This window comes from Pseudomonas sp. SDO524_S393, from assembly GCF_054071875.1.
Genome location: NZ_JBSVVZ010000001.1, coordinates 275,013 through 297,048, shown reverse-complemented (window position 1 = coordinate 297,048; position 22,036 = coordinate 275,013). Strand labels below are relative to the sequence as shown.

Genomic DNA, 22,036 nt, shown 5'->3' with positions numbered 1-22,036 from the left:
TCAGTGTTTTGGCATGCTGCCGAGAATGTCCAGCAGCACGAGTTCGGAGTCGTTGAGGTAGCTGGTCATGGCTTCCTCGGCAGCTTTCTTGTGGCCTTCGCCCAACAGGTCGTGAATCTGCCGGTCCCGTTCGAGCCAGGGTTTCTGGAAGGTTTCTTCGCTGGGGGCGTTGGAGAACACCAGGCGCAGCTGGGCCGCGACATGGGTGAAGAATTCGTCAAATAGCGGGCTGCGCATCAGGCCGACGATGTGCTGATGAAAGCGCAGGCTGTGGGTGCCGAAGGCTTGCCAGTTCTCGCGGTCCTGGGCCAATTGGGCCGCCTCGATGGCCTCCAGCATCAGGTCGGACTGGTATTCGCGCAGCGGCTTGCTCATGGCGATGGCTTGCAACTCCAGGGTGCGGCGCACGTTGAAGATATCGCGCACGTCGTCGATGCCCAGACGGCGCACCATCACGCCTTTGTTGCGCACGTAGCTGGTCAGGCCTTCACGGCCCAGTTGGTGCAAGGCTTCGCGCACGGTATTGCGCGAGGCGTTGTAGGCATTGACCAGCTCGCTCTCCACCAGCGGCATGCCCGGCAAAAGGCGCCCGCCGATGATGTCTTCGCGCAACTCGATGGCGACCTGATCCGACAGCGACAGGCTTTTTTCCTTGGGTGGGCTCACCGTGTGTCCTCTTGTTCAGGCCAGTTGTACGTCTTTGAGAAACCGGGTCATGCGCTCGCTGCGCTGCTCCAGCATCTCCCGTGGTGCGGCGTTCTGGATAATTTCGCCGCCTTCCATGAACACCACCCGATCAGAGAGCTTGAAGGCGAAGTTCATTTCGTGGGTGACGATCACCATGGTCATGCCTTCACGCGCCAGTTCCTCGATCACCGCCAGTACATCGCCGACCAGTTCCGGGTCGAGGGCCGAGGTCGGCTCGTCGAACAGCATCACCGAAGGTCGCATTGCCAGTGCCCGGGCGATTGCCACGCGCTGTTGTTGCCCGCCCGACAACTGGTGCGGGTATTTACCGGCATGTTCGAGCATGCCGACCTTGCGCAGCAACGCCAGGCTCAGCAAGCGCAGCTCTTCACCGCCGCCATGGCCGTGATAGACCGGCGCGAGCATGACGTTTTCCAGCGCTGTCTTGTGCGGGAACAGATTGAACCCCTGGAACACCATGCCGACGTGCACGATGCCCTGCATATGCACGGTGTTACCCAATGCACCTTCCGGGGTTTTGGTGCCGCGCAGGAACGGTTGGCCTTGCAGGGTGATTTGCCCATGATCCAGGCTCTCCAGGCCGTTCATGGTGCGAATCAGCGTGGTCTTGCCCGAACCCGACGGACCGATGATCGACACCACTTCGCCCCAGCGCACGTTCAACTCGACCCCCTTGAGGACTTCCAGCTCGCCATAGGCCTTGCGCACCCCTTGCGCCTGCAAGGCAAACTCGCCGGGTTCGGACTGGCCGGCGGCACGGGTGGTCGCCACCTGCGCCAGTTCCGCCGTGGCGATGCGCTTGGGCTTGCGGCGTGTCACGTCCAGGTGGTTCTCCAGCAGGCGCAACAGTCGACTGAACACGGTGACGATGAACACATAGTAGAAGGCCACCGCGAACATCGTCTCCATGACCAGGAAGTTCTGGGTATAGAGCTGTTGGCCCACCAGCAGAATTTCCGACAGGGAAATCACCGAGACCAGCGAGGTGAGCTTGACGATGGTGATGTATTCGTTGGCCAGGGTGGGGAGGGCGACGCGCAGCGCCTGCGGTACCACGATCAAGCGTTGCACGCCGCGATACCCGATGCCCAGGGCCTTGCCCGCTTCCAGTTGTCCCTTGGCCACTGCCAGCAGGCCGCCGCGATGAATCTCGGCGATGTACGCCGCTTCGCTGAGTACCAACGCGATCAGTCCCGCCGAGTACGGATTGGACAGCAGGGCGCTGGTGGACGGAAACACCTGGGGCAGGTTGTAGACGAAGATCAACAGAACCAGCAGCGGCAGGCTGCGGAAAAACCAGATGTAGAGGCCCGCCGTGTCCCGCAGCCAGCGTCGCTGCGACTGTCGCGCCAGGGCCAGGAGAAAGCCGAAGACGATCCCCAGCAGCCAGGTTTCCAGGCTCAGTTCGACCACGGTGGCGACGGCTCGCCAGAAATCGCCGTTCCACAACAGGCCCAAGGTGTAATGCCAATCGAATTGCATGTACTGACTCCGCATTGCTGGGATTTTTCCGCCGGGCGGAAAGCATCGATGAATCCGCTATGGGATCCGGGGCTCAGGGGGCGGTAGTGCCCAATGCTGCATTCACATCGTCGGCACTCGGTTCGTCGAGGTTGTAGCGGGCGAGCAGCGCCTTGTAGCTGCCGTCCTGCTTGATCTGGCCGAGGGCGGTGTTCAGTTCATCCAGCAGCGCCTGGTTGCCTTTGCGTACCGCCAGCCCGATAACCACCGGATAGATCAGCTCGCGGGAACTGATGACGGTTTTGCCTTGCAGTTTTTCGACGGTGATCTTGGCGACGGCGGGATCTTCCATCTGCACATCCACGGCTTTGGCCAACAAGGCCTGCGCCGCTTCCGGCGAGGTCGGGAATTCGCGCGACTCGATCGCCGGTTTGCCCGCGGGCAGGCAGTACTCGGCGGACACCTTGTTGAGCTTGGGCACCCAGGATGCGCCCTTGATCGAGCCGACGCGCTTGCCGCACAGGTCTTCGGGCTGCTGCGGCCTGAAATCGCTGGCGCTGAGTACCATCAACGAAGAACCGGTCTTCAGGTAGCTGACGAAATCCACCTGCTTGGCGCGTTCCGGGGTGACATACAGCGCCGACGCGACCACATCGAAGCGTTGGGCATTCACGCCCAGGATCAGGTTGGCAAAGCGGGTGTCGAGAAAGCGTGGCGCCAGGTGCAATTGTTTGCCGATCAACTGCATGAACTCCGGATCGAAGCCGGCGGGCTGCTTGTCCTCGAGGTAGGTGTAGGGCGGGTAGGTCAGGTCGGAACCGACCGACAACTCACCCGCCTTGAGCGTGCCTTTGGTCTCTGCAGCAGACACCAGCGGTGCCACGCAGGCCAGCGTGACCGTGAGTGCCAGGTTACGCAGGGTTTTCGTGTTCGACAGACCTGTTTGCATGTTCGTACCCTCGGTTAAGTGCGTTATGAATGCCAGATTGTTCAACAATCTTGTATTTGTGTATTAGCGGGTATCGTGCCAACTACGAAAATAGAGCTCGATTTGAGTGGTTTTTGTTCTTGGGAGCGCGGTTTTAGGCCGTGCGATAGCACTGATGCGGCGCGATTCGTTACCGAATGCAACATCGTGGGGCGTGTGGGGGAGGGCTGTTACCGAGGGGATGCAAGGCGGGCAGGAGCCGCTATCAGACGTGTACTTCCATGCAGCACGGTCTGATGGTTGTCTGTGAAGTCAAATGTGCGACGGGGCTTGATGGCTCATTCCGTCGCCACAGCCGCTTCGAGCTTGGTGCCTTTCAACATTTTTTCCGGACCATGCACTCTGCTGTGGACTCCGCTCGAAGGCTTGCCCAATGCTGTCGCCACAAAGTCCTGATCGGCGACGGAGTGCCCGGGCGCTAGAAAGTAACCGCCGTGCTCACGCTTCATCCGAACAATTGTGCCGCTGGGTAACTTCAAGAAAACGATAGGTTTTTCGGGTTGCGCGGGTCGGCACTTGGCATAGTTGCTGTGTTCTTGCAGGGCCTGCATCGCCGCGGCAGTGCAGGCCTCCAGGGTCAAGCCGGCCTGTACCGGGAGTTCCTTGTTAACGTTGAGGACGGTCGCGAGCAGAAGTGTGTAAGGCGACATGGCGCTATCTCCGGATAGTGTCTGCACTGGGTGGGTGTAATGGATGGCGAAAAAAGGTTCACTGACTCATCGACTGCCACAAGCGTTGCACCCTTGGCGTCATGTTTTCGGGAGACGGCGTGAGATCACGCTCCTGGTGCGGCAGGTATTTGATGTACAGCACTTCGGGCACACGCACGATCTCGTTGCTGCCCGGAATGAACTCGCGGTCACGCCCGAGCACGATGCCGACCGGGCAAAAGCCCACACGCTCCAACAGGTGCTGAACGGCACTGTCATTCAGGGTGGCATAGGTATGGATGCTGGCCATGCCTTGCAAAAGGGCTGCTTGCTCCATGAGTTCCATGACCACGACGCCCAGGCCCGAACGTCGATGTCGCGCGTCAACGATACCGATGCGTCCGTAAAGGTTTTGGGTATCCGGGTCGCGCTCCAGGCAGACCATGCACACCAACTCACCTTCTTCACGCCCTACATAAACGACACTGTCGCGCTCCACTTCGTGCTTCAGGGAAACCGAGTCGAGGTAGTACGCCGCGCGCGTGAAGCGGGCGCCGTCGCCGTGGCGAATGTTGGGGTGCCAGTCGAGCACCCTGCGAGCCAACTCTTCAACGTCCGGACGTGAAAGCTGCACGATGGTGTATCCCTCGGGGAGGGAGGGCAGGTTAAGTTGCGCTGGATCGGGCCATTTCATAAACACCTCATTATCGATACGGCAACGGGGTGCCAAAGGGAATTTATTAAAACAAGGAACATAATCGGGCGAGCGAGTATGGGGTGACTTTTCATGCACGGTAAAGTCGATAATTAAAATACGGAAAATTTTATTTTTGGCGTTTTTTGTCAATATCCAATTTTGTTTTTTATGGGGTGTCCATCATTGTTAAAGTATTTAAGGGTGTTGTTTATTTTGCTTACTTCAAAGTTTCCTGACTGCTTTTGATTATTTGAAGTGTCTCAGTGCTGTTCTTGGCGAGTTGCTCTGGTCGTATAGATAAAATTGGCCTGCGAACAACTTCAATGGGCTGATACAGCCTGAACCATGAATACATCATTCGCCTTTGGACGCTCGCGCATCAATGCCGTGCACCCACGGCTTCCAAGGCTTCAACGGCGGCATCGTTGCCCTGCAACTGAACGATCATCCTGGCGCTGTTGCCCTTTCTGTCACGATGCTCGGGGTCTGCACCTCTTTCTACCAGTTGCTTGAGGATATCGAGCCGACCGAACAGGGCGGCGAACGACAGTGCGGTTTGACCATTGCCATTGGTGGCGTCGACCGGGCAGAGATCCAGCAGGCGTTGGGCAACCTGCATTTCGCCCTTGAACAAGGCTCCCATCAGCGCGCTATTGCCGCCGTTGTCGGGTATACAAGGGTCGGCGCCAGCCTGGAGCAGCAGGTTTACCTCTTCGAGATCACCGTGATAGGTGGCCAGCACCAAGGCTGTGTAGCCGGCGCCGGTGCGGGAGTTGACCGGAAAACCGGCGTTGAGCAATGCATCGGTGATATCGGTACGACCCGCGCGCGCAGCGTCGAACCATTGGGTGTCGTAGATATGCGGGTTGACTCGCTGCTGGTCAGGGAGCTTCAGGGCCGTTGCCGAGTCCGGCAACCACAGATTGGGAAAGAGCAGGTGTATCGCTCGATAACCCGCCACCAATAGCAGGATCACGAGCAGAGTCGCCACATAGCGCTTGTTGTGTGAACGTGTCATTTGAAAGTCTCCATTTATGCAACCCGCCAGGCTTTGCCTGGCGGGTTGTCCATGCGCTGCGATCAGTCCTGAAACGCCTTGGCGGCGGTCTCGATACGACTCAAATCGGTATGGGTCGCTTTGGCCAGGCGAGTCCCGTAATCCGCGTCCGCTTTGTAAAAATACGAAAGCATGGCGTACTTGTTGGTCTCGTTGGTCACGCGATTCAGATCGCCGCTCAAGGCTTCGATCAGGAACTCCCGTTCCTTGACCGGCAGGGCGCGGTAGTACTCACCGGCCTGCAGAAAGTTGGCCGGTTGTTTAATGGCCAGTTGCTGCGTCACGCCACTGACCGGAGCGCTGGCGTACTTGTATTGCGGGTCCTGCGCGATCTCATGAATGCTCGATGGCTCGAAGTTGATTTCGCCGCTGCGGCCGCTGGTGTTCATCGCGCCATCCTGCGAGTTGTTGTTCACCCGGGCCGCCGGACGGTTGACCGGAATCTGCTGGTAGTTGGCGCCCAGGCGATACATCTGCGTATCGGCATAGGAGAACAAGCGTCCCTGTAGCATGCGGTCTTCGGAACCTTCGATGCCCGGCACCAGACGAGACGGCGCGAAGGCCGACTCTTCAGTGGACTCGAAGTAATTGTCCGGCACCTTGTTCAGGGTCAGTGTGCCGATTTTCTGCTCGGGTACACCGGTCCAGACCTTGGTGTCATCCAATGCATTGAACGCGAACTTGTTGAGTTCGCCCGGGGTCAGGGTCTGGATGTACAGGTCCCACTTCGGATAGTCGCCTTGCTTGATCGCCCCGTAGAGATCGTTGGTCATCATGTTCCAGTCCTTGGCGATGGATTCGGCAACTTGCTTGGGCTCCAGACCGTGGACGCCTTGTTGGCTCTTCCAGGCGAACTTGACGTAATGCACTTCGCCCCGGGCATTGATGAACTTGAAGGCATGTACCGCCGAGCCGTTCATATGCCGGTATGAGTCGGGCATGCCTTCAAGCGAATACATGCGAGTGAGCATGTGGGTCGCCTCCGGAGTTTGGGCGAAAAAGTCGAACGCCAGGTTGGGGTCCTGCACGCCGGTGACTGCACTGGGTTTGTTCGAGTGGATAAAGTCGGGAAACTTGATGGCGTCGCGGATGAAGAATACCGGGACACTCAGCCCGACCATGTCCCAGTTGCCTTGGGTGGTATAGAACTTGATCGAAAAACCACGCGGATCACGGGCCTGTTCCGGCGAGCCGCGATACCCCATCACCGTACTGAAACGCACGAAAACCGGTGTCTTGGTTCCGGGGTTGAATACGTCGGCGCGGGTCAGGTTCTTGATGTCCGCCGATGCCTGAAAGTCACCGAACGCGCCGGTGCCCCGGGCGTGTACCACGCGCTCGGGGATGCGCTCACGGTCGAAACGTTGCAGTTTCTCCAGCAGATGACTGTCTTGAAGCAACACAGGTCCTTCGGGGCCTGCGGTTTGCGAATTCTGGTTGTCCCCCACCGGCGCCCCTGAGTCACGCGTGAGGTTGTCAGCGGCGAACACCGTGGAACTGAGGCCGGCGATCAACGCACAGAGTGGCAGCATGGAAAATGTTCTAGACATTGCGGTTCTCCTTTTGGGTTTATTCAAAAAGAGTGACCGCTAACTATACGGCGAGCTATCTCGCTCGATTTATCCTGGCAATAGGAAACAGTAATTAGGACGATAGTGGTGTTATAAGGCACGCGGGCGCGCATCATAAGAAAGAAGAGAAGGTGCAAGTTTTTCCGAAGAAAATTTCATCTAGGTGATATTGTCTTGCTACCTATTTTTCATAAAGTAATAACCTTGTAAATGCATTATTCCTTTTTTATTCATAATTGTACTGAAGTGCCCGCTGCCTGATTCAATCGATGTTTTATTTTTAAATATATGCTTTAGTAGGCCACGCAAAACGCCGTTGAATAATGTTAAAGGGGAGAGCCTATGGGCCAGCGTGCCATTGTGATTATCGGTACCGGCAAGATCAGCGGCGTCCACCTGCACGCTGCACGCCTGGCCGGTGCCCGCTTGCAAGGCGTGTTGGCCTCGTCGCCAGAGCGGTCACGGGACATGGCGCAAAAATGGGGCGCCACCTGCGCTTACGCGTCCATCGAAGAAGTCATGGCGGATCCGGCTGTCGACGTCGTGCATATCTGCTCCCCGAACGCCGCGCACTTTGCCGCCGCCGAAGCAGCCTTGCTCGCCGGCAAGCATGTGGTGTGCGAGAAGCCACTGGCGACCACCCTCGGCGATGCCGAACGCCTTGCAGCGCTGGCGACCGAACGCGGGCTGGTCGCGACGGTACCGTTCGTGTACCGCTATCACCCGGAGGTTCGCGAAGCCCGGGCCCTGATCCAACGAGGTGAACTGGGGCCGTTGCAATTGATCCACGGCAGTTACCTGCAAGGCTGGTTGCTGGATCAGTTCGACAACAACTGGCGCGTCGACGCGGCCAAGGGCGGGGCTTCGCGGGCCTTTGCCGATATCGGTTCACACTGGTGCGACCTGGTCGAATGGATCACCGGCGAGCGGTTTGCCACTGTGATCGCCGACCTGCGCACCACGATCAAGGACCGCCCGACTGCCGCAAGCCCACTGGGCACGGTGAATACCGAAGATGTTGCCTGTGCGCTGCTGCGCACAGGCTCGGGCACCCTGGCAAATGTGGTTATCAGCCAGGTTTCAGCAGGGCGGAAGAACCGATTGTGGTTCGAAATCGATGGCGCCAAACGCAGCCTGGTGTTCGACCAGGAGTCTCCGGACCCATTGTGGCTCGGCACCCGCGATGGGTTCGAATCACGGTCCAATGACACGCGCCAGGATTCAGCCGAACACCATCGCGCGAATAACGTGCCAGTCGGCCATAGCCAACGCTATGCGGCTTGCTTCGAGGCCTTTGTGAGCGACACCTACGCCACCATCGATGGCCATTTCAGGGAAGGGCTGCCGACATTTGCCGATGGCCTGCGCTCGGCGCAGATTGTCGCAGCGGTGCTGCAATCGTCGAAGAGTGAGCGTTGGACGGCTATCGGTGGGACTGAATGATCGATGGTGTCAGCGTAATCCTTTCGCCTCGAACAATTCGACGAGCCATTCGACGAACACCCGCACCCGCGCGCTGAGATGACAATTGGGTGAGTACACGATGTAGATCGGGTTCGGTTCCAATGACCAGTCTTCCAGCACGCAAATCAGGGCGCCCGACTTCAGATGCGTCTCGACCATGAACCCGGAAACCTCTGACCACGCGTCATTCCTGGCAAGCGGGGTCCCGATCTACCACTCTCATTCCCAAGCCTTGGCCACCCAGTTGACAAACGCTGCGGCTACTGGTGAAGGGTGCATCGCTCGGGATTGCGCCAACACCAAGCGCTGGGGGCCACGTGTTCGATGACTGGCAGGTAAGTCAATGGCGTGCCGTCATAATTGATCTTGGCGAAACGATGGGTATTCGCCTTGCTCTACGCTTCCTCGCTAAGAAATCGTGCTGTTAAGACTGCAGCCTGGAGATCAAGATGGCTCGAGGCAAACGACTTCATCAGGAGTGAGCGGGGAAGGGCCCAATCCCATTTTTCTCGGATCATGTTTTCGACGTTTTCCAAGATGGGTTCTACATCTGAAATGTCCATTTCGCCGACCACGCGTAGCGCCCGCAACGTGTCCTCCTCACTGAACGCAACTTCTAGGAAGAGCCCAGTGTTTTCACACTGAATGCCCACGTGCCTTAGTAACAAAGCCAGTGCATCGTTGGTGTAATCCCCCCGCCAGGTTGCCACGTGGCTGACACTGGCGGAGCCAACAATCGCCGTGTCACTCAGGCCGAGGGCACGGAAGTTACTCCGAGCCTCCTCCAGTAGGGATTGAGCGTGTTTGTCCAGAAAGGGACAGGGGGTTGTTTCCATCAGCACGTTTCGCATTTCAAGCCTGACGCGATCATCCAACTGTGCACCTAGCCCCTCAAATTGAGGAGGCTCGCCGCCCCGCGCTGGCGTGACCACGATCACCTTCGCCTCAAGATCAACATGCTGAACCTGCCAGCGTCTTCCGCCGAAGATGATACGTTGCCCCTTGGTCAGTGGTTTGCTGACAGGCAGCGAGCCAAGAGGCTTGCCATCCCTGAGCAAACGAAACTCTTCATCGCTCGTGAAAGCAGTGTAGAACTCATAATGGTTGATTAACTGCTCCCCTAGTTCGCCTGGTAGCAGAAGTCCTGAACTGTCCTGGACGATCAACTCCTTCTCACCCATATCTTTGAGCAAAGATAGGAAGTCAGGCTTGGTGACGCTCGCAAAACTGCCACTTGCTATGAGATTTCCCCATAATTGCGCCGCAGAGGCACCGCCGAGCTGAGCAATCGACGACAAGCACTGCTGCACCAGTGTCGAGGCGTGCAAGCCTCCCGACCGAGGCGGTTCAAACCATCCACTGATCAGCAAGCGGATCATGGCGACCGTTTGGACAAGGCCTTCACGTAACTGATCGGAGAGGTCAGACTGATCCGTTAAGGGGCGCTCTCGGCAGTACGCCCTAAGCATGGCAGGCTCACCGGGTCGACGGCCTGAGCGGCCAAGCCGTTGCCTGAGACTCGCCACAGAGGGTGGGGAGCCGATCTGCGCGACCGTCCTGATGTTACCGATGTCGATACCCAGCTCCAAGGTGGTAGTGCACACGGCAGACGCTGGAGGATTTCCCGCCTTCAACGCGCGCTCGGCATCCTGGCGCAGCTCCTTGGACAAGCTACCGTGGTGCGGCCAGAACTCGTTTGGCACTCCATCGTTCTCGCATAGCGAGCGCAAACGGTCGGCAAACCATTCAACCTCTTGGCGCCTGTTGGGGAAGATCAGGTTGTTGTGCCCTCTCAATACCTTGTAAAGGTGGCCTGCAATTGCCACCTTGGTGCCAGAGGTCTCCTCCTGCTCGTCACCTTCATCTGTTGAAGATTTTCCAGGGTATTCAGCCACCATCTGTTGCATCGGCTGTTCAAGGTAGCCGCGTACCTGCACTTGGAGTTCCTGGCCAGAGGATTTCGACTCGACGATGACGATGTCATCAGGGCGAACCGGCCTCAGGAACTTTCGGGCCAGCGACATCTCCCCAAGCGTCGCGGAAAGTCCTACGCGAGGCAGAGCCCTGCCTACGACGATCTCAACCCGCTGCATGAGCGATTGCAGTTGCTTCCCGCGCTCACTGCCAATGAAGGCATGAAGTTCATCGATGACGATGTAGCGCAGATTCTGAAAAGCCCCAGGCAAACTCGAGCCCCTGTTTACGAAAAGGGCTTCGAGGGACTCCGGCGTGATCAGCAAGATGCCCTCAGGCGACTTCAGGAACCGTTGTTTTTTGCTTGCTGCAACATCACCATGCCAGGCAACGACGGGCAGCTCTAGCCGCTCGCACAGCCTGCTGAGCCTGTCCCATTGGTCATTGATCAGTGCCTTGAGTGGGCTGATATACAGCACTGCGCCGACGGGCTCGCGGTCGTTGAGGAGGTTGGTCAGGATGGGGAGGAAGGCGGCCTCCGTTTTGCCTGCCGCTGTGGACGCTGCAATGATCACATCGCGATCAGCGCCCACCAACGCCGGTACAGCCCACTCCTGGGCATCACGTAAAGACGTCCACCCCTGTGACCAGATCCATTGCTGAACCTCCGGGTGTAGACGCTCGAATGAAGAAGAGTCAGAGCTTGAAGCTGGCGAGCTCATCGTCGGCCTCAACTTCAAGATCTTGCTGCCCGGCCTCATCCTTGGCCAGCTCAACAGCGCCCAGCAACGTTCGCCAATCCGCGGTAGGGTTTTGCTCGATCACCGCGAGCAGGTTGATGAATGCTGTAATGGTCGTGCGCGGCGTGCGGAAATATGCCTCGCCCAACCGCTGATTACAGTGCGCCATAAAAGCGGGGATGGCTTCATCCGGCAGCAAAAACTTCTCAGGCTCACCGTAGGCGTATACGTTGCGCAGCTTCTGCAGCAACACGTAGAAGTCTTCAGGTGTCAGGCTGCTGAGACGAATGACAGGCCCAGAAAGATCGACCATGCCAGACTTCGCAAAGCTGTTTTCCGCGAGACGCGATTGCAGGGCAGGGTAGCTGTAGAGTCCCCGACGAGTATCCATCAGAAACTCTGGTGTGCCGCCCAATACAAAACCCAGACCTTCAGCGGAACCCTGCAACGAATCGTTGAGGATGCGCAGAATCTGTTCGTAATTGGCATTCCGGGCCTGGGTGTTTGCCAGTTTGTACAGGTTGACCAGTTCATCCAGGCAGACCATCAAGCCGCCGAAGCCAGCCAGGCGTACGAACCGTGACAGCAATTTCAACTGGTCGTAGACAGAAGCATCATCGACGATTGTCCGCACGCCCAGTGCAGCGCGCGCGTCAGTCTTGGTGGAAAATTCCCCACGTAGCCAACGGATAGCGTCAGCCTTGAGCTGTTCGTTACCTTCCTCGAAGCCGCGGCAGTAGGCAGAAATGACATCGGCAAAATCATACCCGTTGACCATCTCAGTGAGCTCCGCCAGGTACTCACGAATGACCGCCTCGCTCTCGACCCCCTTGGTCTTGGCTTCCGTTTTAGCCTGGGAGATGAATTTCTCGACGATACCCTGGAGTGCGCCGCCTTCAGGCTTGGTACGAGTGGCCATGTTTTTGGCCAGCTCCGAGTAAAGTGAGCGCGCTTGCCCACCTGATGCGTGAAGCCGGCGGTCTGGATTCAAATCGGCGTGCATGGTAACGAGCTTGCGCTCCATGGCGATGCCGCGCACCAGATTTAGGAAGAAGGTTTTGCCCGCGCCGTACTCGCCAACGACGACGCGAAAAGCCGAGCCGCCATCCGCGAGACGATCCACATCTTTGAGCAGCGAATCGAGTTCACCCGCTCGACCTACCTGGATGAGATGCTGCCCAACACGGGGCACTACGCCCGCACGCAGCGATTGAATGACCGCGTCGCGATCCTTGGCTCGTATCTTACTCATAGGGCTAATTCATCCAGAATTTCGGGGTTGATTTCGATGGGATCATCACCTTCAGTCACGGGCATGTCGAACAGCTCAAAGGCTGTGTCGTTGATCCGCTCCAAGGCGCCATCCAGCATCAGTTCCATGTCACTGGCTGCGTCTTCCAGCTCGGCACGACTCCACTCAGGCCGTGAAACCAACAGACGGAGGAACGCAGAGTGCTCTACGTCCAAACCATGAACGGTAGCAAGCTGTTCGGCGGTACTTTTTTCCTGCCGTTGGGGGGCTTCGGGCTCCAGAGCGCTAGGCGTCTCAGTCAGCGACTCTTCATTGAAGACGCTGGCCAGGAGCGCCGACACTTCTGCCGTTTCTTGCTGCAAGCGAGCGACCTTCTCCATGTCCAGTGCAAAGCCAGAACCAGTGCTTTCTGATGTCTGTGTCGCAGTGGTCAGCGCGGAATTCGCAGTCAATGCTTCCACTCCACGGGAGGGATGAACAGCTACACTGTGGAGGTCGCTGTAGACGAGCTGCGGATCGAGGGCGAGCGACTTGTATACGCGCTCAAGGAGCTTAACTTCCTGTGGCGTCACCTCGCCATCCGCTTGTGCCAGGTGGGCCAGGAAGCTTGCAATTTTTCGCTTGGCCTCGATCGTCAGCGGCTCAAGCTTCTTCTTGAGGCTTGCCAGTGTCGGCGGTTGCTTCAGTTGAATCTGGAGGTGCGCTTTCAAGCGTTTTCGATGCGCGACGCAGAGGTGATCCCATGAGTCAATGTGGCCTGACAGCAGACTCACCTCTTCTAGCGAGGTGTCACCGTCTGCCGCAGCCACTGCACTGGCAAGATCTAAAGTCACTGCTGCAGCGCTGTAAGCATCGGTCGACCGAAGAGTGCCTTCATCAGAGTCCGCGGCGAACAACGCGATTGTGTCTTCTGCCTTGGGCGTACGGCTGCCAGAAAGTACATCGGGCTCCAATCCGATTCGTTTGCTTTCCAAGGCCAGGGCGAGTGCCACAACTTTGTCGCGGGAAAGCGCGCCGGCGGATTTGAAACGGCTTGCCAGCTCCGCGAAACTCATGCAGATGGCTTCACCGCCGACGCGTTGTTCCAACTGTTCGAGTTCTGCTTTTGCTTCAGCAGGCCAGAGTTCTGTTGGCAACTGCAAGATGGCTTCCAGGCTATCTCCAGCGCCTGGGTTGCGTCCCAGGTACCGACTGTAAGCGTCGAGAACGGTGGTGCATTCTTCGACAATAACCTGCAGCTTGTTACGTGTTCCTGAGGTTGCCGCGACATCGGGGAGGTCACCTACGGCCACTGCCGGAGTGTTCAATCCGGCAGAAGCGGGTCGATAGGCGACCTTCAGCTTGGTCTTGTTCTGGGGAAGCACAATGCCGTTGGGATAGCGCTTCGCGAATTCGTGTTTGAAGAGCGCTGCGAATTGCTCGGGACACCGCGTCACAGGTGTACGCCTGGAGATGTTGGGCTCTGCAAGAGCCCAGGCCAATGCCCAGCTCGGATTAAGCGGATACTTGTCCACGGCCATCTGTCCCAGCGCAACGCGCAGGGACATGGGCAGCTCATACCCATCTGCGGGGCTATCGCCGGGATCGCTTAGGTAGCTCTGAGGCTGAACAGCGCCCACGTCGATATGGGCGAGGAAACGGGTAGCGTAACCGCGGAAAGAATTGTTATCGCCGTAAAGACCAAGTAAACGCTCGACCTCGGCCTTGATGGTCGGGATTTCTGCCTTGGCCTGAGGGTCGCTCGGTGCATCGATCAGCGCGCGGCGTTCAAGCCCATAGAAAAACAGGAACACGTAACCCGCATCAGCAGGCTGGCGACGACCTCCTGCCAACCATTGCAGGTACGCTCGCCGCGCCTCGGGCGTGATGTTTCGGTAGCTTGGCCAATAAGGCATCTGCCGCTCGGTAAGACTCATAGATGAGCGCGCGACCCGAAGCGTAGCATCAATCAAGGACGGTTCAGATTGACCGAACTGTGTTGCTCGTTCGGTGATGTAGAGCATTCCGCCAGGAATGGCCAGCCCAGCCACGTTGATGGACTCACCTTTAGAAAGCCAACGCATCTCTGTGGGCTTAGCGCTTGGCTTCGGGATGGCGTAGCTCTGAATATCTCTGGACGAACCGACTTGGACGGTATGGAAGTCTCGCTCGCGGGCATTGGCGCTGAACTGGACGGTTAGGCTAGGGGAGGTTGCCTGTCGAGATGCCGCGGCGACCTTGACAACAGTTTTATCTTCAGGGACGTAGGGTTTTGCCCGGGTGGCGCGTCTGACGCCCCATACCAAAACACTTACGCCCACGATGACTCCAAGGGCGATCCACACTTGCTTTGGAACCTGTGCCAAAAGGGCAACAACGAATAACAAGGCGTACAGAGCGATCGGTCCGCCGTCGCTCCCTTTGCGCTTCCGTGGCATATGAGTATTCCAAACAGTTGGTAATGGCCAGATGACATTCTCACGGATTTTACGAGGCGGGCCAAGCGGAATAGACGAAGGGAGCGTTGGGGTAAAAATACTGATTGGCTTAACCGCGAAGATGGTTGAACTGTGAGAAGGGATGGAGCGTAACGGGTTGATTCGAGCGTGTATGGTCAGTTAAGGCAAAGTAGAGTTTTTGGTGGTCGAGGCATGACGAGCATCTCTGACATAATATAATATTTAACAAGTGGGCGATGTCAGATGTTCATAAGCCGCTCTCAAGCCAATTGCACTTGGTTCAACACACTTTAAATGAATGTGCTTGTTCATCGATTCATGTTCATGGACTAGGCTTCCCGCTCGTCTGGTCGATCCTACCTCTTGCCGCTACTCCAGCGGTGAGGATGCTGCGGTAGATGGGCATGCATTCGCGTTGGGGGGATTGATACTGGCCGATGGTGGCAACCGAGCGAGCCGTTTGGTACAGCCATTTAGACCGGGCATTCCCAATGACTCAGCTATCGGATCGCCACCACCGCGCCGCCGAACCGCGCCCAGAGCTTTCATCATTTCGGAAATGCGCTACAAGCTGTCGTGAACCGAGCCCGCATCGCGGGTCTCGGCCCTGTGGGCTTTCATCCTGCACGCCTTCGACCGGGTCGGCCTGCGCGCTCCGCTTGCTTTCGCATACTCAAAAGTTAGTAAAGGTCTTCCTTTTTTTGCCTATCAAGTGACATGTCTATCTGATTCCAAAGACGATTCAAGGTTTCTGCGGTTTTTGAGAATGATGCGGGGAGTCGGCCATTGCTTAATGCAATCATTCTATGAATAAGTAAAATGGCCTCTTCATTAGCGGCATGCTGTTCTAAAGATTTTGGACTGTCTATTGATAACCATGCGACCCCCGAACTGTCTATAAAACTTTGAAGTGAGTTCATTGTGGTTTTGGCTAGAGAGGCGAGGACGTTGTTGCCATCAGCGGCGATCTTTTCGAGCTTTAATTTTGAAGCTTTGGTTAGTCTGTCGGTGGTGCGATCTAGTTCTATTTTTGCTCCTTTGGGCGTGTCATAGTTGAAGTCTGCATCTATGACTTTCCAAAGGATTTCTTCGCTTTCTACATTTACTGCGCATAATATTACTGGTGTTGTTATTTTTTTCCAATATTCAATGTGCTCTCGATCTGGGTATATGGTGTTTGTCCCATCTTTGAAAGGAGTGTCAGTGGATTTTATTTGAACTTTGACGATTTTTCCTGAGGAGGAGTTGTCCTCGAGCATTACCTCGAATTCAGCGTCTATCCCTAAATCAATTTCCTGGCCACGGCACGGCCATTTGAAAAGCTTTATGAATCCCTTCTTTACAATTAACTCGCCCATGTCACCGATTTGCTGATTATCGGAGTAATGCATTTTGTTCCCTTGAGGTGGTCAGTTAAGCTCAACGAGCATAGCGAGATGATGAAAGGAAGCAAGCACCTTATTTTTCTCAGTCGATTGTGTCTGTAGTGGTCTAATGAAACCGGACACCCATTTAGGCGAGAGTGCTCGCCAGATCGAGGTGTCAGATAGCCAAACAACGGCGCTCCTTTACTCCTGAATTCAAGCGCGAGGCCGCCGACCTCGTGCTCAAACAAAACTGCAGCTACATCGAAGCCAGCCGTTCACTCGGCATTGGAGGGCTATCGAACTGCGCGAGATCAGCCATTTTTTGATGCATCGCTACAACTGGATTCGGCCTCACCAATTCAACGAGGGGTTGGCACCAGCGCGGGCCGAGGAAAAACTTAACGTCGTGTCCGGGATTAGTGACCACTACACCTCACCTACATCAGTTGTACAGAGTTTGCCAGGCGCCTCTCATTTCCGAAAAGCGTTGTATAAAAGCGTTGCTCGATGCCGTAGATCAGCAGCTTTAACTGATGATCGCTGCCAATATCGAAGACGCCTTTGGCTTTGTCGAAATCAAGGTGGCCGGCGCAGTAGTCGTCGATGTAGCTGACCATCGCAGCTCGCTGGCTAGACGGAAGCGCTGCAAGGGTCGCCATCGCCAATCCAATGCGCTTCCTGTTCGGTGTAGACACACGTGCCGCCTCAAAATTGTTTGCAAGCTCAATAAAGGGCTCATCAAGGAATTTTTCCACTTCCTCATGAGTTGCTTCTTTGAACAGCTGGCCGATCCCTTTAAAAATGCTAGAGATCGTGGCCAGACTCTTGAAAACCAGCGAATCTGTTTTGGGCAGGTAAATAGCGTCCGGCGTTGCGTTAATCACAATTCGCAACTGCCCGTCGTCTAGCTCCGCGACCTCTCCGAAAGTGATGCTTTTTCGGGACACTAGCAGGGACGGTGTCACTTTTTGAAAGTAGAAGGAGTCATTCTGGACACTACACAGCCATGTGATTTTATCAAACTGGCTTTTCTTGAGTTCGACATGATTTTTGCTGTCGAACGGCTCTTTCAGAAAATCGATGCAGAACGGCTGCCCTGAAAAACCAGGAATCACAAACCAGGAGTCTTCATCCAGATTATGGTCAGGCTCATAAGGTACGCAGGCTGCCGCGTCGATAACGATTTCTGCATAAAGTTTACTGTCCGAAAGAACCTTTACGATGGCATTCTTTTGGAGACGTTTGATTTTAGCGAGGACAAAGTCCATTTTCAGCCTCTATCGATTAGAGTGTAGTCATTAATGCGGTACACCTTGTCAATCACGACCTCCTTAGGAGTCCGAAAGTTTTCCTTGCTAATCAAGAAAAGCGTGACATGAGACGAGGTGCTCACGTTGTAAAACTCATATCCGTATAGCAAGAATAGAGGATTGAAATACAGCGCTTGCGATCGGTATGTGAAGATAAATAGTATCAAATACACAAACACTAGAGTCTGAAAGCTATTGATGCTGAGCGCCACGAAGAAATAACCCAAATAGCTTGGCAAAAAGCTATTATTCGCATGCTCAATGCTCACAACCTGCCCAGATTGAAAGGTGTCACCTCCCAGTCGTCTGCATAGTCTTAAGCTGAGGCCTGTCAGTACGATAGGAACGGCAAGATACAGGGCATAGGAGAGTCCACTAATGGCAGTTTTCAACCCGGGCAAGCTCGGATCTGCGATAAACCCACCAAACGTGATTTCACGCTGAACCAGATACACAATCACCAGCAGGGACGTCGCGTTGAAGGTCAGCAGTAATCTGAATAGCGTATTGACGTCCACTCAAAAATCATCCGTAATCATTTTCATCCTCTGATGGCAGGATGCTACCAAGAAGCGTCGGGGCTCGCCAGTTCTGGCCTATGACTGTCAATTAGCTTTTTTACACCCTTTATCTAAGCCCGAGATGCCCTGCATGAGCGGACACGTGCGTTGAGATGATAGGTTCCGGGCGCGCAGGCCTACCAGATTGAAGACGCACGGGAAGGTGAGCACGTCCGCGTGCTTGTCGCGGATTCAGCTGAGTAAATCAATCAGGTACCCGCAAGATGCCGGATGTGAAGGAGATCGTCGCGGTGCTTGCAGCACAGTTCATCCATGACCCCGGATTCCAGATTCGGGTCAATGGTACGCCTCTGACCCTGGCCAAGCTTGAGCAGCATGCTCGAACGCACACCCTGAATCTGAGTGAGGGTAGGCTCACAAAAGTCATCGTCATCAATTCAACGCAGCAGAACCATTCATCTATCTGACTGTACGCTCATGGGCGTTGCTCATATGTCCTTGAGCGTGTAATCAATTGGATGGGCTCGACCATGCTGGGCCATTTACGATCGGATTGACATCAGGTGCTGGGTTACTGAATAAATGCGTCGAGCAACCAGCGATGAATCGGGGAGGGCAGCGATCCATTGAGTGCATTTGGCAAATTCTCGAGGCCTCCTGGTATCCGCCGGCCATTGCAATGCAATGGCTGGGCGCCGATCTGTGGTAGTGCCAAGTAGAATTTTAGTTCACCCTCAAGCCTAGCGGTGCGAAACCTCGACACATCGCATCTTCCAGCACCCGCTGCAGTTACTCACTCACTAGCCAGTAAGCTTTTGCCGACCCCTGACGTGCGTAGCCTATGCAGAACGCCATCAAATCGCTCATGCGCTCATCAACCATGGTGCGCCGAATACCAGGTTGAACGCCTACCACCGTGAAGGTAAGAGCTGTTGCAGGTGTTGACCGCAGCAACTCGTAGGTTTCATCCCTGTCCCCGCTGACAAAGTACGAAGGAGATGTGTGTCTGCGATGCATGCGATCTTCCATATGATGCAGCAAGGTCGCGACGTTGCAGAAGTAAGCTGACTTTACCAGCTGTCCCGCAACCTCATACACATCACCAACTCGCCCGCCATTAGCTGGCCCTCCTGCACCTTTACAGTGATAGAGGGTTACGTTCACTTCATGGGCTGCATTGACAGTAACGCAGATGTAGTCGGCGGCCTCGCCTGAGCGATGGTCGTAATACAAACACCGGAGATCTGGAAGCGTCAGAAGGTATTGCTCCAAGTGCTCCTGCACAGTTGCTTGGCCATCGAGCTCTGCACGTCGCGCCAGTGTGCGAGGCTCCTGATTGTTCGGCAGGAACTCCACCTCGATCGCGCAACCTGTCCAATCGATTGACTCCGCATCACCTGGAGCAAGTGCGAGGGATCTGAGAAGAGGGGCAGCGATTTTGTTTAGCCCTTCAAACGAAGACTTATCTGTTGCATAGAAAATAGGAGGGTACTCACTAAGCCAATCGGCCAATGGCATCCAGCCATCCTGGCTAGACTCGATCGTCATTGTGGCATCTGGTTCCAGGCAGCGAATCAGTTGGCCACCCTCAAGACTCAGGCGCATACGGATCTGCCCCTCAGCATGAACGATCGAAAAATCCAAGTGCCCGGCTTGTGGATCGCACTCAAAGTCCTGGATATCCCACTCCACAAGCCTGGAGGTTTGTAATTCTTGTTCCTGCGTAGCCCTGAAGTGAATACGAGGATTGCGAGTGAGGCCTTGCCGCGACCAGTTGGCTGCCATCACCGCTTCTGGTAGCTCCCGAAGAGTCGTAGTGGTTCTGACCAAGTCGAGGTGTGTTTGGCTAAACGCAGCATCTCCTACGATGCGCCCATGAAGCGTCTGCACCCAGGCAAAGAAGTCAGGAACGGATAGGCGCTGATTGCTCCAGATTCTAGAGCTGCTACTGGCTCCGATGGTTTCACGCACCTGGCCGTTCATGCCACTCCCGAAGTAGTGACCCTGAGCGTAAGCGCGGCTGTCACCGGCAGTGACCGCGCGCTCGGCTTGAGGGCCAGTTAGGGTTCGATAAGTTTCGACTTGCGAATTGAAGGTCGTGTTCTGCAAGCCAACAGCAAAAAATCTCATCCCCTCCAGTCCGGCCCTCGCTCGGCTCGTTTCTTCATAGCTCAACCCTCGGCTGCCGGCACGGCAAACGATATCCATGATGGTCAGGTACAGCTTCTCTGTCCTGAGGGTTGAGCCGATGAAGCAGTAGCTCGATTCAGGAAAATACATCAGCAAGAAGGCCTCGTGCCGAATATCAGTGAGCGTGTTTGAGGTCGACCAGTTCGGAGGTGCTTCATCTGCTGTCAATACGAGAGACAGATTGCCATCTGGCGTTCCCCACTGCTTCACAATCCGAAGCACTCGACCGACCTTTTCTCCCAGCAAGTCGAAATCCGGCCTGCGACTGCAGTGAAACCCTCGGACGTGCGCGTACAAATTGAAGGACAACGCAGACACGGATTCATAGTCAGATTCAGTCATCCGACGCACCGGCAAGCTTTCGATGAATTCTTGGGCTTCAACTGCGCCCTGGATCTCAGCAAGCGCGGCATCATCAATCATCTGAGCCAGATCGACTCCCTCTCTGAGCAGAGTCGCGGTCGCCTCACGCACTCTGAATGCCGGTGCAATGAGGGTTGGGCGTCCCGTGGCGTTGTCGATCCTAGCGAACCTGCCGATGAACTGGATTGTGGGTACCAGTGATTTGTGGGGTGCGTGCAACGCGGCGACCTTGAGTTTTGGGAAGTCATAGCCTTCGCCAAACATGTCTACGCAGATGATGGCCTTCAATTCACCAGAAATGAGCTTGGCTTCAATTAAGTCCTGTTGTCGTTTGGTCAGTCGGCTGCTTATGGCGGCGACGGAAACGCCCAATTGCTCGTAGATCGGGACGAGCGCTTGCGCGGAAGATATGGTCGAGGCGCGTACGAAAAGCCTATGATCAAAACCGTTAGCAATATCTTCTTCGAGCTGTGCCACTGCAGTTTGGGCAATCACCCGATCAACATGCTCATCATCAAGCTCGTTATCTATTGGGGCCTCCCGGAAGACGATAGGGTTGAACGCCCCTTCAGATACGGCTCTCATCACAGGATATCGGTAGACTAGCTTGCCCGGAATAACGCGGTCATCGCGCCGGAAGGGTGTTGCTGTCAAGAATATAAATCGAGCGGTCGAGTAGTGATCAAGATACGCTGCCCAGGAGTCCGCCGGCGCATGGTGAGCTTCATCGAAAATTATCACGTCAAAGAGGTCGGGCGCAGCGCCCGGGGCAATCATTGGCGAAGAACTACCGGGGGTTGAGATCACGACGTCGAACTCCCGCAACTGTTCCCAAGCCTCGGGTGTTATCGGCCGCCCCGAATGCAAGTGAGCGGAAGGTAGCGGCCCGTCTTCAGGTAGCGCACCGATGCGCCTGAGTGTTGAAAGGGTGGAAAAATGCGAGTGCACCTGTTTGCGCAGAGCACTTGATGGCTCGACGACGAGGATCCGGGTTGCTCCAAGTAGAAGCGGTAGCGACATCATCAATGATGTCTTTCCATAGCCAGTGGGCAGGCAGATGATCGCGGGGTCGTCTTGCACAGAGAAATGGGCCAATGTGGCATGAATTGCGCCAAGCTGGCCCGGCCGAAAGCCGCTATTAGGTGCGTCAGCTTGCTGAAAAAGCTTTAGTGATCCCGCCTGCTCTACGAAAAATTCAGCCATTTCGACCGTCCTTGGATATTTCTAACCAATCCTAATATGCGACGGGCTTTATACAAGTGGTGAAGGTGCAAGTTTCTTTCAGCATCCCCTGGCTTCTGCTTGCTTCAGCAGGAGAATGAGGTGCTGGGACCCGAGTAACTCT

Annotated in this window: 18 protein-coding genes and 1 pseudogene; 4 read left to right on the top strand and 15 right to left on the bottom strand. The window is 55.8% G+C overall.

From position 1 onward, the window contains the following. The 7 genes from ACW9IB_RS01320 to ACW9IB_RS01290 form a co-directional block, all read right to left on the bottom strand. The gene (locus ACW9IB_RS01320; protein WP_457368212.1) at positions 1-666 is read right to left on the bottom strand and encodes a GntR family transcriptional regulator; all 666 of its coding nucleotides are present in this window, start codon (positions 664-666) and stop codon (positions 1-3) included. A gap of 15 nt (positions 667-681) precedes the next feature. Then, positions 682-2,190 carry an amino acid ABC transporter permease/ATP-binding protein gene (locus tag ACW9IB_RS01315; RefSeq protein ID WP_457368211.1) on the bottom strand — a complete coding sequence of 503 codons (1,509 nt, stop codon included), beginning with the start codon at positions 2,188-2,190 and terminating at the stop codon, positions 682-684. Positions 2,191-2,263: 73 nt separating this feature from the next. Next, on the bottom strand, positions 2,264-3,118 hold the full coding sequence (locus tag ACW9IB_RS01310; RefSeq protein WP_457411938.1) for an ABC transporter substrate-binding protein: 855 nt from the start codon (positions 3,116-3,118) through the stop codon (positions 2,264-2,266). A gap of 317 nt (positions 3,119-3,435) precedes the next feature. After that, positions 3,436-3,807 (bottom strand): hypothetical protein, encoded by a 372-nt coding sequence (locus tag ACW9IB_RS01305; protein ID WP_457411937.1) that lies wholly within the window; start codon positions 3,805-3,807, stop codon positions 3,436-3,438. Positions 3,808-3,865: 58 nt separating this feature from the next. Then, entirely contained in the window at positions 3,866-4,501 is a 636-nt protein-coding gene (locus ACW9IB_RS01300) for a GNAT family N-acetyltransferase (protein WP_457411936.1), read from the bottom strand. A 382-nt stretch (positions 4,502-4,883) separates the two neighbouring features. Then, positions 4,884-5,522: an ankyrin repeat domain-containing protein gene (locus tag ACW9IB_RS01295; protein WP_457411935.1), complete on the bottom strand. Its 639-nt coding sequence runs from the start codon at positions 5,520-5,522 to the stop codon at positions 4,884-4,886. Positions 5,523-5,584: 62 nt separating this feature from the next. Beyond that, entirely contained in the window at positions 5,585-7,111 is a 1,527-nt protein-coding gene (locus ACW9IB_RS01290) for a catalase (protein ID WP_457411934.1), read from the bottom strand. 363 nt (positions 7,112-7,474) lie between these two features. On the opposite strand from ACW9IB_RS01290, the gene ACW9IB_RS01285 reads away from it, so the two are divergent. Next, the gene (locus ACW9IB_RS01285) at positions 7,475-8,575 is read left to right on the top strand and encodes a Gfo/Idh/MocA family protein (protein WP_457411932.1); all 1,101 of its coding nucleotides are present in this window, start codon (positions 7,475-7,477) and stop codon (positions 8,573-8,575) included. Positions 8,576-8,584: 9 nt separating this feature from the next. Here ACW9IB_RS01285 and ACW9IB_RS01280 read toward each other — a convergent pair whose 3' ends face one another. The 5 genes from ACW9IB_RS01280 to ACW9IB_RS01260 form a co-directional block, all read right to left on the bottom strand. Then, positions 8,585-8,806: a LysR substrate-binding domain-containing protein gene (locus ACW9IB_RS01280; RefSeq protein ID WP_457411961.1), complete on the bottom strand. Its 222-nt coding sequence runs from the start codon at positions 8,804-8,806 to the stop codon at positions 8,585-8,587. 185 nt (positions 8,807-8,991) lie between these two features. Next, positions 8,992-11,163 carry a DEAD/DEAH box helicase gene (locus ACW9IB_RS01275; protein ID WP_457411960.1) on the bottom strand — a complete coding sequence of 724 codons (2,172 nt, stop codon included), beginning with the start codon at positions 11,161-11,163 and terminating at the stop codon, positions 8,992-8,994. A gap of 43 nt (positions 11,164-11,206) precedes the next feature. Next, positions 11,207-12,502 (bottom strand): ATP-binding protein, encoded by a 1,296-nt coding sequence (locus tag ACW9IB_RS01270; RefSeq protein ID WP_457411931.1) that lies wholly within the window; start codon positions 12,500-12,502, stop codon positions 11,207-11,209. Next, a complete protein-coding gene (locus ACW9IB_RS01265) occupies positions 12,499-14,919 on the bottom strand; it encodes a tellurite resistance TerB family protein (RefSeq protein WP_457411929.1) in 2,421 nt (806 codons plus the stop codon). Before ACW9IB_RS01265 ends, ACW9IB_RS01270 begins: the two co-directional genes overlap by 4 nt. Before the next feature lie 701 nt (positions 14,920-15,620). Continuing rightward, complete coding sequence (locus tag ACW9IB_RS01260) at positions 15,621-16,331, bottom strand: DUF4365 domain-containing protein (protein ID WP_457411928.1); 711 nt, start codon at positions 16,329-16,331, stop codon at positions 15,621-15,623. Between the two features lie 131 nt (positions 16,332-16,462). Between ACW9IB_RS01260 and ACW9IB_RS01255 the strand changes: the two genes are divergently transcribed. Then, complete coding sequence (locus ACW9IB_RS01255; protein WP_457411926.1) at positions 16,463-16,633, top strand: transposase; 171 nt, start codon at positions 16,463-16,465, stop codon at positions 16,631-16,633. After that, a pseudogene (locus ACW9IB_RS01250) lies at positions 16,612-16,728 on the top strand (IS3 family transposase); the annotation flags it as partial. The gene ACW9IB_RS01255 and the pseudogene ACW9IB_RS01250, both read left to right, overlap by 22 nt. A 16-nt stretch (positions 16,729-16,744) precedes the next feature. Here ACW9IB_RS01250 and ACW9IB_RS01245 read toward each other — a convergent pair. Together ACW9IB_RS01245 and ACW9IB_RS01240 are read right to left on the bottom strand one after the other, a co-directional pair. Further along, positions 16,745-17,575 (bottom strand): ATP F0F1 synthase synthase, encoded by an 831-nt coding sequence (locus ACW9IB_RS01245; protein ID WP_457411925.1) that lies wholly within the window; start codon positions 17,573-17,575, stop codon positions 16,745-16,747. A gap of 2 nt (positions 17,576-17,577) precedes the next feature. Continuing rightward, the gene (locus tag ACW9IB_RS01240; protein WP_457411923.1) at positions 17,578-18,135 is read right to left on the bottom strand and encodes a hypothetical protein; all 558 of its coding nucleotides are present in this window, start codon (positions 18,133-18,135) and stop codon (positions 17,578-17,580) included. A 266-nt stretch (positions 18,136-18,401) separates the two neighbouring features. Here ACW9IB_RS01240 and ACW9IB_RS01235 point away from each other — a divergent pair, with 266 nt between their 5' ends. Beyond that, positions 18,402-18,605: a hypothetical protein gene (locus ACW9IB_RS01235; RefSeq protein ID WP_457411921.1), complete on the top strand. Its 204-nt coding sequence runs from the start codon at positions 18,402-18,404 to the stop codon at positions 18,603-18,605. 322 nt (positions 18,606-18,927) lie between these two features. Here the strand turns inward: ACW9IB_RS01235 and ACW9IB_RS01230 are convergent, their stop codons facing one another. After that, entirely contained in the window at positions 18,928-21,894 is a 2,967-nt protein-coding gene (locus ACW9IB_RS01230; protein ID WP_457411919.1) for a DEAD/DEAH box helicase, read from the bottom strand. Positions 21,895-22,036 lie beyond the last annotated feature (142 nt).